Below are 12,418 nucleotides of genomic sequence, written 5' to 3' on the forward strand. Positions count from 1 at the left end.
TCTATTTTATTAAAACTTATCCAAATTCATCACTTTATCCCACGCTGCTACAAAGTCTTTCACAAATTTATCTTTACCATCTGCGCTTCCGTATACTTCTGCAATAGCCCTCAGTTCTGAGTTAGAGCCAAATACCAGATCAGCACGGGTGCCTGTCCATTTTGCTTTACCAGTAGCACGGTCGCTGCCTTCATACACTTCCCTGTCTGCAAACACTGCTTTCCATGCAGTGTTCATATCCAGCAGGTTTACAAAGAAATCATTCGTAAGCTGACCAGGGCGTGCGGTAAAAACTCCATGTTTCGAACCATCAAAGTTCGTGCTCAAAACACGCATGCCACCTACCAGCGCTGTTAATTCTGGCGCTGTGAGTGTAAGCAACTGCGCCTTATCTATTAACAAGGCCTCAGTAGGAACAGTAAAACTTGCTTTGCGATAGTTGCGGAAACCATCTGCAGCAGGCTCCAGGTAACCGAATGATTCAACATCAGTTTGTTCCTGCGAAGCATCCATACGGCCAGGTGTAAAAGGAACGGTGATCACATGTCCTGCATCCTTCGCTGCTTTTTCAACACCTGCACAACCAGCCAGTACGATCAGATCTGCCAGTGAAACCTTTTTGCCACCTGCGTTAAATTCTTTGGCAATACTTTCCAATGCGCTCAATACTTTCTGCAACTGCGGCGGATTGTTTACTGCCCAGAATTTCTGAGGCGCCAGGCGAATGCGGGCACCATTGGCACCACCACGTTTGTCAGAGCCACGGAAGGTGGAAGCAGAAGCCCATGCTGTGGAAACCAGTTCAGATACGCTCAGCCCTGATCCCAATACTTTTGATTTCAATGCAGCAATATCCTTTTCATCTATCAACGCATGATCTACTGCAGGAATAGGATCTTGCCAAAGCAATACTTCTTCCGGCACATCAGGACCAAGATAACGGGCACGTGGCCCCATATCACGATGCGTTAATTTAAACCATGCCCGTGCAAAAGCATCTGCAAATGCATCAGGGTTTTCCAGGAAACGCCTGGATATTTTTTCGTAAGCAGGATCAAATCTTAAAGAAAGGTCTGTAGTCAGCATGGTGGGTGCATGCTTCTTTGCACTATCATATGCATCAGGGATAATATCTCCTGCATTTTTAGCTACCCACTGGTGTGCACCGGCCGGGCTTTTAGTCAGTTCCCATTCAAACGCAAACAGGTTTTCGAAGAAATTATTACTCCATTGTGTAGGCGTTTTTGTCCATATCACTTCCAGCCCGCTGGTAATAGCGTCTGCCCCTTTACCGGAACCATAACTGTTACTCCAGCCCAGGCCCTGCAATTCCACATCTGCCGCTTCCGGCTCTTTGCCTACATGCGTAGCCGGAGCCGCACCATGGGTTTTACCAAAGCTGTGCCCTCCTGCTATCAGCGCAACGGTTTCTTCATCATCCATAGCCATGCGGCCAAAAGTATCGCGAATGTCTTTAGCAGCTGCAATAGGATCAGGATTGCCATCAGGCCCTTCCGGGTTTACGTAGATCAACCCCATCTGCACAGCAGCAAGTGGTTTTTCTAAATTGCGGGAATGGATATGACCATCTGCATCATCGTCAGACGAAACTACACCATGCTTCTCTGCCACACCATGGGAACCATGCGCATAACGCAGATCACCGCCCAGCCACTTGGTTTCGGAGCCCCAGTACACATCTTCAGTCGGTTCCCAGACATCTTCCCTTCCACCGGCAAAGCCAAATGTTTTAAAACCCATTGATTCCAGTGCTATATTACCGGTAAGGATCATCAGATCTGCCCATGAAATTTTGAGGCCATACTTTTGTTTGATGGGCCACAACAGTCTGCGGGCTTTATCCAGGCTAACATTGTCAGGCCAGCTGTTAAGCGGGGCAAAACGTTGCTGCCCCTGCCCTGCGCCGCCACGGCCATCCCCTACACGATAGGTTCCTGCACTATGCCATGCCATACGAATGAACAAGGGACCATAATGCCCGAAATCTGCGGGCCACCAGTCCTGTGAATCCGTCATGAGTGCATGAAGGTCCTTTTTTACGGCTTCCAGGTCAAGGCTTTTAAAGGCTTCAGCATAGTTAAATTGCTCATCCGTGGGGTTGGATAAGGATGAGTGCTGGCGAAGGATACTTAGCTTTAAGTGGTTAGGCCACCAGTCGTGGTTCCTGGTGCCGCCGCCGCCAACATTATGCTTCATACTGCCATTGTGAAACGGGCATTTACTGATGTCGTTTGATTCTCCCATTGTTATAAGGTTTGTGGTAATAAATAAACACTCGTCTGTGCCTGGTGTTCGCACAGGATTATAAATTTATGCTATTTAGAATACAAACTCAATCAATTTACTCTATACTTTGATAGGCAAGCCCTATTTTGATAATTTTCACCTATAAGTTAACCATTCTACACCCAACACACCTTTATGCTTTTCAATATGGAAAGTATCTCCTTTTTCAAACCGGTCGTATTCCGGCTCTGTCATAAATCTTGCCTCAACAGGACCATTGATCTTTTGCAGTAAAAATGAACATTGATGATGAGGCCCGGAATAGGTCTTTTTGTCTAATATCATGAATGTTTCATTTCCTGATTTGATCCTTTTATGCATCCAATTATAATGATAATAATCGCAGTCTTTCCGGTCCACCTCTTCCCAATGGGTAGATGAGGAAATACTGTCTGCATGGATAAGGTCAAAGTAGAAATTTTCTCCCTTATCCCCGTTATGATCTGATCCGGTAGTTGCGGAGTACTTTTTTGCTATAAAATATTTCTCCACTACAGGATTTGAACGATCAAACGAATAATTTAACACGAGAAGAAAAACTACAACATATCCCAACAGGCCTCCCCAAAAAGTTTTTGGCCCCATTCTCTCACCAGGCTCACGCGCAAATAAATAGCAATACATGATGCCCGGTATAAAAAAACTGACGGAAAGGGATAAAAGATCCGCCTGATATACGGATAAAAGACGGTACAACAGGAATCCATATAAACATGGAGAAACCAGGTCAAGCAGGAAATTATATATATTATCCGGCATTGGTTCACTAAAGTATAAAAGGAGATGCCTTGCTATCGAAATGAAAAAAAGCAGTACAAGGAGAGATCCGGATGTTAGTGGATTGGCCAATAACAAGCAAATGATCAATACTGTTCTCGCGATTGCGAGAAATATACTACTGAGTTCGTTTACGCCTGATGGTTGTATAAATTCCCGGGGTCTTCCTCTGTTCATTTACGTAAGATAAAGAACATTCTTTATTTTTGGGGTAGCCGCTAGATCTTTGAGATCAGCTTCAGCGTCTTCAGGTCGTATAGTAATATTTCGCTTTTATCTGTTTTATCGTATTTGCCGTTATCATTGGTGTCGTAATGCCCTGTAATAATAATCCTTCCTGTTTGTCTATTTATTATCCAGGTGGCTGCAAAAAATTTATCTTCAGTTAACTGTACTTTTTCCTGTCCGTCTACTGAAAGGATAATGATCTGTGTAGGATCTCCCCAATCAATATTTTTACTATTGTCAAGGTTCACCGTACGGCCCGCCACAATCACCTTATTAATTTGCAAACTATCTATTCTGATCTGCTCAACGTGGTGGATGGAAGCATCACTGGAAAAATCGACCTGTTTTGACTGCCCGTTACTGGTGTTGATGAACAAAAGATACTTACCCTTTACTGTAAACATCTTTCCAACGTTCTCAATGGTTGCAATAACATATTCGGTACCACCGAGTTCTATAAGTTTGTTAAAGTAAACGTAATTGTTTTTATCCTGTCCATGAATTGAAATCGAGCATACGGAGAGGAATAGAAAGATAATGATAGGCTTCATATTATGGGATTTTTATTGTTTAAACCTAAGACGATCAAATGCGGAAAAAGTTTCAGGTTGGGAGTTTGCCGCGCAGCAAAGGGCGGGATTTTTTTCTTTTTGGGGAGGGGCTTTCTTTTGGGGAAGGAGTTTTTTTTGGGGAGGAAGGAGCTTACTTTGGGGGATGGTGAAGCGCCAGGCTGCTTTAACCAATAAGAAAAGGCCGCCCTTTTATGGTACGGCCTCTCTCCTGGTTTATAAATAAATGGCTGGCTAATCTATCTTCTTTTCCTGTACAGCAACAATACCGTTGCGTAGATCAGGAGTGATACCGGTATTACGCCAAAGAAAAATATCCGCATCATAAGGATACCTTTATCATCACTGTCAATAACGTCCTTTGATCTTATAGCGCCGGTATTGACGGGGAACTCCCCATAGGTGAACCACCGGAATAATTCTGTAATCAGCGGCTGGTTCCAGATATCTGGTTTACGCCGTCCCAGTTCGCCGGTGCTCATAAAATCAGCGTCTCCCGTAACAACGATCCGCTGAGTTTTATCCTTCACTTTTCTTTCTGCTGCAACCACCAATGCTTTACCGTTTTTGGCGGTCAGCAAGGGAATGGTATGGAAGCCATACTGTTGTCCGTATTGCAGGTTTACAGCGCCTACCATGGATACTACCCCATCATCCGCTTTGTATGCTGCAAGTTTGGGTGCAATCTCTCCGGCTTTATCGGAAAAAGTGGCCAGGATAAAATCAGGAGCATAATCCCTGCTTTCTTCCAGTACCGGTGTATCTTCCTGCTGCACATCCAGTTGTTGCAACAAGGGTTTCAATATTTCCTGCGATCCAGGTTCAGTGATCACCAGCAGGTTTCCACCGCTGGCAATATATTGGTCCAGTTTGGCTTGTGTTACCGGTGAAATGGCTGTTTTAGGATCTGCTATCACCAGTACGGAAGTGGCAGTAGGGATCTCCTCATGAGCGAGGTTAACGGTATCTACATTGAAACCCTGGTTGATCAATGCCCCCCTGAAGCTGAGTTCATTCACAAACTTCTTCAAAGCGTCATCACCTTCTCTTGTTATGCTTCTCTCTCCATTACCGGTAAGAAAAGTAATAACGGGTATTTTAGCAGGTGTTACGATGCGTCTCAATGCTGCGGTAAATTCCTGCTCGCTGGGATAGATCCTGATATCGTTATAATACCGGAGGAAAGTTTTTTCCTTACCATATTGCAACAGTCTTACCAGGCGGTTTTCTTCAGGGCCAAGATCCACCGTTTTCCTGATCTCACCCGGAGGGATCACTTTTTTATAGTCGAGGTCCTGGATGTCTGCTACTTTCTTTGCAATGGCAGCATCACTTTCTCCCGGGTAATTTTTGTAGAGTTGTTTGTTGTTGGAAAAATCATAATAATACACATACTCCATTTCCAGGTTTGGCATAAACCGGCGGTAAGGGGTGAGTATCCTTTCATCTGCACTTTTTTTCTCCGGCGCACCGAGGTAATAATTATTGTCGAGGATATTTACATAGGTGGTGATCTTCAGCGGCTTGTCCATTGTCTTTATCAACTCACGGCTTTGAGGACCCAGTGTATGCGCTTTGGTAGCCGTCATATCAATATACCCGGTAAAGATCGGGAGCGAACTTAAGTAGCCGGTGAGAAAGCATATGGCTATCAATCCAACGTATCTTAAAGCACGAATGTAAGCAGGCCTTGCCTCCCGCTGATCCAGTAACCGCATGCCGGTAATGGCCAGGAAAAATGCGACCACCAGAACGAAGTAAAAGGCATCTTCAGAACTGATCAATCCAAAAATGAACTGCTCCGTTCTTCCGGAAATAGACATGAAGTAAGTGATATGCCGCACTGCATCATTTCCCTGAAAGAGACCGCCAATAAAGTTCAGTCCGGCCAATACTGCCAATGTGCTGATGGCCGCTACTACCTGGTAACTGGTGAGCGACGACATGAACAATCCGATAGCAGCATAAGCACAAATGAGCAGGTATAAACCCATTGAACCGGAGGCTAACAACTTCCAGTCCATATTTTCAATAAAGAACGAACCGGAGATGCCATATAAAACGATGATGAGCAGCAACAGCGCACCATATCCCATCATAGCTACATATTTCCCCAGTACAATATCCCTTACTTTAATGGGAGACGACAATAATAATTTAATGGAACCGCTGTGTGTTTCACGGCTGATGAGCCCCATTGTTAAAAGTGGGATATAAAGGTACAGCGTGCTTTTAACGCCGGGGAAAAATCCCTGCTGCGGGCTGGCAAAGATCATGGAAGTAACTTCGGAGAAGTGGCTTCCCATCCGTTGTGCCCGTCCTATCATCTGGATATAGTGAATGAAGTCGATGCCTATCTGTACGGGAAATACAATTAAAATGAGCCAGGCTACCGGTGAATGAAACAGGAGGCTCAGTTCCTGGCGGGCTATTTTGAGAATTATTTTCATTGCTGTATGGCAGGTTTAGTTTTTTTATTGGATAACTGTGCAAAAATGGCATCGAGTGAACTCCTCTCCAGTGTGATCTCCTTTAAGCGCCATTTCCTGAGAACGCTCATTTCTATAATGTTCTCAGCTATGTCCGCAGCGGGTTCAAATCTTACACGGATGGTTTTTGCCGTTAGGAATTCCACGTCTTTGATACCATTGATGGCCCTTATCTCCTTTTCTTCCGGTGGATTTTCCAGCGTGGCAATAAGGCTATCCGGTTCAATGTAATTGTTGAAAGAATCCATTGTATCCTTGAAAACTATTTTACCTCCTTCTATCATGATGATATCCTGGCAGGTAGCCTGTATTTCAGAAAGTATGTGTGAAGAGAAGATCACAGCACGATCTTCCGCTATTTCTTTAATGAGCTGCCGTACTTCCAGGATCTGGTTGGGATCGAGGCCGTTGGTGGGTTCATCCAATACTACCAGCAGGGGTTTATGAATGAGCGCCTGTGCAATCCCTACCCTTTGGCGGTAGCCACCGGAAAGGTTGCCAATGAGCCTTTTGGAAAAATGTGCTACACCACATCTTTCTTTCACCTGATCCACCGCTTCTTTCACCCGGCGTTTATCTATGAACCGGAGATGCGCACAAAAAGTGAGATATTCATCAACAGTTTGTTCAAGATAAAGCGGTGCGCTCTGTGGCAGGAAGCCGATCCTTTTCTTGGCTTCTTCCGGATGTGCTCTCATATCAATCCCCTCTATCAGCACCTTGCCCTCCGTTTGACTTAACACCCCGCAAAGGATGTTCATAGTGGTAGATTTACCTGCACCATTAGAGCCAAGCAAGCCCAGGATACCTTTTTTATTGATCTCAAAACTGACATCTTTCACCGCCCAGTCTTTGCTGTATCGGTGAGACAGTCCTTCAATTTTTACGATGTTGTCTTGCATGTATGATTTAATTAGTCAATGGAAGTTAATAGCGCCGGCAAATTACCGGCGCCTTCTTCAGTAGGATATGGCGAATAGAAAATTTATGGGTTCAATGGCCAGTCCGGGTTGAACAATGTAGCATTGGGCCACAGCTGGCGCAGGTAATTATTGCTGCCAGGCTGTAACTCATACGTTGTACCCTGGGCCGTATGTTTGATTGTTTTTTGAAAACGGGTTTCTTTATTCAGGCGTTTCAGATCGATGACACGCATGCCGGTGAATGCCAGCTCCCTCCTTCTTTCGTCCAACACAAAACGCAACACTTTCTCCGGATCATTGCTGAAATCTGCCGGTGTAAAAGCAACATAGGCAGCGGGTACGATCCTGTTCAATCTTAACTTATTGATATCTGCGAGAGCATCTGTCATCTTATCTTCCCGGGCCAGGCATTCTGCACGCACCAGGTACATTTCCGGCACATTGAGGCAGTTGCTGAAGAAATCTCCGCGCAGGAAGATCTTCACCCCGTACCGGGTCATATAATTGAATGGTGGTGCGGGTGGCCATCCGTTGGCATAGTACAATGTCCAGCGTTTATCGTTGTCTGTAAAGAGTGCGCTCAGTTCAGGTGAGGCACAAACATCCTGCCCCATTCCGAAAGGCCGGAGGAAGTGACGTGCCACAATGGTTTCCGTGTTGAGTTGTCCGTCAGGAATGTTGGTCCATCCCACCGGTGCGCCTGGTACATTAGGAAAAGGGCCAGGGATCATGATCTTATAATCATTCATGTTGGCCAGTTCACTTTGCAGGGAAAGGGCCAGGTCTGCATTTTTGCGGGCATTCACATAGTCGCCCATAAAGAGATAAGTTCTGGCCAGCAATGCGTAACCACCGGCTTTACTTGCTCTGAACTTTGTGTACTTATTTTTTAAAGGCAGGTCAGCTATGGCGGCATTGGCATCACTCAATATCTGATCATATACTTCTTTCACCGTATTCCTTACAAACTTTGCATTGATATCTGCTACCAGTGCAAGGGGAATTCCAGGTTGTGTGGCAGCAGTAGCCGCATCATAATGATGGGCATATACATTCACCATTTGCAGATGTTCCATAGCACGCCCCAGCAAAGCTTCTGCAAGAACGCTTTTTTTATTGGCTTCCGTTCCTTCTGTGGCATCCATGATATTGCTGATGATAACGTTAAAGTAGAAGATCCTTTTATAACCTTCACTCCACAAGTAATCGTTGGCGCCCTGATCGTACGGAACCGGATTGAACATGTAGATCTTCCTGCCCCACAATTGCTGCTTAGTGAACAGGTTACCGGGTTCTCCTTCCGGGAGGAATGCATCATCAGACAGGAGGTCCCAGTATTGGTCTCCAAAATTCACGATGGTACCATTATTGAGTATATTCTCAAAGTCCGCCACAGTTGTAGGGATAAATTTATCTTTTGGTTTTATATCCAGGAACTTAGTGCAACCGGATAATATCAGTATGCTGATTACAAGTAATTTTTTCATGTTTCCTGGTTTTAAAAAGTAATATCAAGTCCTGCCATAAAAGTGGACATCACCGGCAATGTTCTGTTAGCATATTGGGTGGCCATCTGATAAGCTTCCGGATCAATTCCGGCGGAGTTGGCATACCAGTGGAAAGGATTTTGCACCTGCAGTGTTAACTTAGCAGCCGACAGTTTTTTAAGACGGGCCAATGCCGGTGTTAAATTATAAGACAGTGAGATATCCCTTACTTTGATATAGTCTGCCTTGAGTACATTTTGATCAGAAGCATACCATATGAGTGTGTAATAATTGCCTCCATTACCTTGCAGATCAGGCGCCGGCGCCATACCCGGTATTTTTTCATCGCCGGGTTTCCGCCAGAAATTAATCGCTCTCCTGTCTACATTGTTCGCACCGGGAAAGTTGTAGAAGTTAACAGGTGGCACTACATCTCTGATCACATTACCGCCGTTGGCAATGATCATGATACTGAGTGTAAGCTGACGGTAAGTAAAGCTGTTGGTGAACCCTGTAGTATATTTAGGACGCAGTGTACCGCTATATACCAGTCCATTGATGTCTGTCATATTTGCCACGATAGTACCGGTCTGATCATAGTTCTTTACTACTTTTCCATCAGCATCATATACCATCATAGAACCATTGGTGGGATCAAGGCCTGCAGATCTGAAACTAAACACCGCATCCATCGGATAACCCACGCGATTTACACCATAACCACCTGTGAGACCATACACATCCGGGGTCCTGGTATTGATGTCTGTCATCCTGTTTTTGTTGAGGCTTACAGCGAGTGTACTGCTCCAGGAGAAACGTTTATTACTTATGTTCAGCGTGTTGAGCGCCAGTTCAAAACCTTTGTTGTTTAAACTGCCATAATTGATCAATGCGCTGGGAAATGCATTCGTAGGATCGATGTTCTTTTCACCCAGCAGGTCAGTGGTTTTGCGGATATAGTAATCCATTGAACCGGAGATCCTGTTGTTGAATACCGCAAAGTCCACACCGATATTGGTAGAGGCGGTTTGCTCCCATCTCAGTAATTTATTGGGAGGATAGATGATGCTGGTTGCCGGAGCGTTTCCTTCAGCAAAGAAAGAAGAAGTTGCCTGCAGGTAGGGGCCTACTGTTCTGGCCACGTTTCCGCCAAGCCCATAAGTGGTGCGGATGCTCAGGCTGTTCAGCCAGCTGATGTCCTGCATGAAATTTTCTTCAGATAATCTCCAGCTGGCGCCAACTGACCACAACGGAACATACTTGTAACGCGGATCGGTACCAAAGAGGTTAGAATTATCTACACGCGCACTTCCGGTGATGTTATACTTCCCGTTGTAAGTATAACCAACATTACCATATGTTGAAATATACCGGTCTTCACTATTAGTAAAATTGCTATACTGGTTAAATCTCAGGGCGAAGGTACTTTGCAGGGATTCTGTTCCTTTTAAAGCACCGAGGGCAACTTCATTTACAGGTACAAATTGAAGGTTATTATCGTTGTACCCCATTTTAAACACAGAGGTGGCCGTTTGTAATATCGCCCTGCGCTCCATGCCCGCTAATGCAGTCAAATGATGCTTAGCATTAATAATGCGCCTGTCGAAGTTAAGCTGCGCACGGGCCGTATAGGATTTTGAGCTCCCTCTTGTTTCAAATATTTGTCCGCCATCCGGTACATTTTTCACCAACGCGCCGTTGATGACCTGTGCCGCATCGTTGATCATACTTTTGGTGTAGTAGGAATCAGGATTATAATATTCTTTATTGTAGCTGGTGCCTCGTTCTGTCTGGTATTTCAGGTCCAGTGTGAGGCCCTTGATTATTTTAACAGTGAATCCACCCTGCAGCCTGAAGTAATTGGATGAATAAGACAGATCTGAATTATTCATTTCAGTCAGTGGATTAAATGTTTCATCATACAACCCAAGGTTCTTTAAGCGATCGATCTCAAAAGGTGATTTTAACCTCGTGACGGAAGCAAGGCTGCCATCAGCATTTTTCAGTACTTCATAAGGCATATTCGTGTAGTAGCGTTGCGGGCTTTCACGGAGGAACGTTCCGTTGCGGATATTCGTAGTGGCCCCTACTTCAGCATCCAGCCAATCAAACACTTTCACTTTATCTTTCATGCCTACGTTAATATCTTCACTGTTGGTACGGAATCCATAGTCCCTGTTGCCGGTATAATTCATCATGATATTATACTGATGAATTTCATTACCGCCGTTGGCAGAAAAGCTGTGACGTTGCTTGATCCGGTTGCGCATGAACAGATCTTCCAGCTGGCCTTGCCCGTCTGCATTCCTTAAAGTATTGAGGATATTGTCCAGCTCTGTTTTAGTGATCAGGTTTTGCTCATAATTATAAAGTGCTTCCAATGCCTGGGGCTTGCCTTCGCGTTTAATAGGATCACTATACGATTTATGATACATTCCGAAAAGTTCCTCTTGCAGATCCACCATCTGGGAGGAATTGAGCAGGTTCATATAACCCGCATCAGGTTTGGCGGTGAAAAACGCAGTGCTGGAAAAGTTCACTGTTAGTTTCCGGCTGCTGCCGTAACGGGTGGTAATGGAGATCACACCATTGGCCGCCCTGGTACCATAAATAGAAGCTGCCGCCGCATCTTTCATCACGGTTACATTCACTACATCGGCCGGATTAATATAGTTCAGGTCTCCTTCATAGGGGAAACCATCTACTACATAAAGCGGACTCTGCGTGCCATAAAGTGTAGCGAGCCCCCGGATATTAACGTTTCCGTTCTGTATAAAGAGACCGGGCACCGTGCCTTCCAGGCGGTCCATGATACTGGTTTCCATCCTCGCGCCGAGTGTTTTATCCGTGATCACACTAAATGATCCGGTGGCGCGCTCTTTTGGAATGAGCTGATAACCTGTGTTAGCAGTAACATTCAATTCAGTTAAGGTAGAAGAGATAACGGACAGAGAAATATTTCCGATGTTGCCGGTGTTCAGCATGGCTGCTGTAACCACCACTTCTTTTGTTTTATATCCGATAAAGCTGATGCGCAATTTATCTCCTGCTGTAACAGACAGGGTAAAGCTACCTTCCGTATTGGTGACAGTAGATTGCTTTGAGCCCATGGCCACTACCGTAGCGCCGATCAGGGAACTGCCCGTGCTATCTGTTACACGCCCGGTTACCGGTTCCGCAACAATTACAGCTGTGTGGGTAGCAGGTTTACTATACAACATAATCGTGTTGTCCACAATTTTGTAGTTCAGCGGCTGATCTTTCATGATCAGTTCCAGGAAACTGGTCAGCGGCATGTTTTGTACAGATACGGATACCGTACCCGCCTGTTTCAGGAGTTCTGATTTACCCCATACCACAAAACCGGTTTGCTTTTTAATAGTAGAAAAGACTTTCTCCATGGGAACGGCCCTGCCTGAAAAGGTGACAGATTGCGAAAATGTGTTGGCCGATACATGCAGGCAAATGGCAAGAAGAAGAACACTGGTAATTCTCATGATCCGGAGCATTTTGGTTGGGAGCCGGCACGGCAAGTCCCAACGGCTCCAATAAGCAGTTTTTTGCATAGATTTGCAACGTTTGGTTGTTAAAAATGGAGGTCTCGAAACCCGATTTGAATCAGCCAGCGCTTACCGGAA

The 12,418-nt window shown here is 45.1% G+C and carries 7 protein-coding genes; all 7 read right to left on the bottom strand.

What is annotated here, in order from left to right:
* Nucleotides 1-9: 9 nt before the first annotated feature.
* Complete coding sequence (gene katG / locus GFS24_RS05725; protein WP_153658620.1) at nt 10-2,265, bottom strand: catalase/peroxidase HPI; 2,256 nt, start codon at nt 2,263-2,265, stop codon at nt 10-12.
* Between the two features lie 138 nt (nt 2,266-2,403).
* A complete protein-coding gene (locus tag GFS24_RS05730) occupies nt 2,404-2,799 on the bottom strand; it encodes a hypothetical protein (RefSeq protein ID WP_153658621.1) in 396 nt (131 codons plus the stop codon).
* A gap of 503 nt (nt 2,800-3,302) precedes the next feature.
* Nucleotides 3,303-3,863 carry a hypothetical protein gene (locus GFS24_RS05735; protein ID WP_153658622.1) on the bottom strand — a complete coding sequence of 187 codons (561 nt, stop codon included), beginning with the start codon at nt 3,861-3,863 and terminating at the stop codon, nt 3,303-3,305.
* 257 nt (nt 3,864-4,120) lie between these two features.
* Nucleotides 4,121-6,331 carry a Gldg family protein gene (locus GFS24_RS05740; protein WP_153658623.1) on the bottom strand — a complete coding sequence of 737 codons (2,211 nt, stop codon included), beginning with the start codon at nt 6,329-6,331 and terminating at the stop codon, nt 4,121-4,123.
* Nucleotides 6,328-7,272: an ABC transporter ATP-binding protein gene (locus GFS24_RS05745; RefSeq protein ID WP_153658624.1), complete on the bottom strand. Its 945-nt coding sequence runs from the start codon at nt 7,270-7,272 to the stop codon at nt 6,328-6,330. The genes GFS24_RS05740 and GFS24_RS05745 overlap by 4 nt, the downstream gene beginning before the upstream one ends.
* 83 nt (nt 7,273-7,355) lie before the next feature.
* A complete protein-coding gene (locus GFS24_RS05750) occupies nt 7,356-8,780 on the bottom strand; it encodes a RagB/SusD family nutrient uptake outer membrane protein (protein WP_153658625.1) in 1,425 nt (474 codons plus the stop codon).
* Between the two features lie 11 nt (nt 8,781-8,791).
* Nucleotides 8,792-12,277: a SusC/RagA family TonB-linked outer membrane protein gene (locus tag GFS24_RS05755; RefSeq protein ID WP_173002979.1), complete on the bottom strand. Its 3,486-nt coding sequence runs from the start codon at nt 12,275-12,277 to the stop codon at nt 8,792-8,794.
* Between the last annotated feature and the right edge of the window lie 141 nt (nt 12,278-12,418).

This window comes from Chitinophaga sp. SYP-B3965 (genome assembly GCF_009647655.1).
Classification (GTDB): domain Bacteria; phylum Bacteroidota; class Bacteroidia; order Chitinophagales; family Chitinophagaceae; genus Chitinophaga.

Coding starts and splice junctions, on each gene's coding strand:
- katG (WP_153658620.1), bottom strand. CDS start 2,265: ATGGGAGAATCAAACGACATCAGTAAATGCCCGTTTCACAATGGCAGT.
- GFS24_RS05735 (WP_153658622.1), bottom strand. CDS start 3,863: ATGAAGCCTATCATTATCTTTCTATTCCTCTCCGTATGCTCGATTTCA.
- GFS24_RS05740 (WP_153658623.1), bottom strand. CDS start 6,331: ATGAAAATAATTCTCAAAATAGCCCGCCAGGAACTGAGCCTCCTGTTT.
- GFS24_RS05745 (WP_153658624.1), bottom strand. CDS start 7,272: ATGCAAGACAACATCGTAAAAATTGAAGGACTGTCTCACCGATACAGC.
- GFS24_RS05750 (WP_153658625.1), bottom strand. CDS start 8,780: ATGAAAAAATTACTTGTAATCAGCATACTGATATTATCCGGTTGCACT.
- GFS24_RS05755 (WP_173002979.1), bottom strand. CDS start 12,277: ATGAGAATTACCAGTGTTCTTCTTCTTGCCATTTGCCTGCATGTATCG.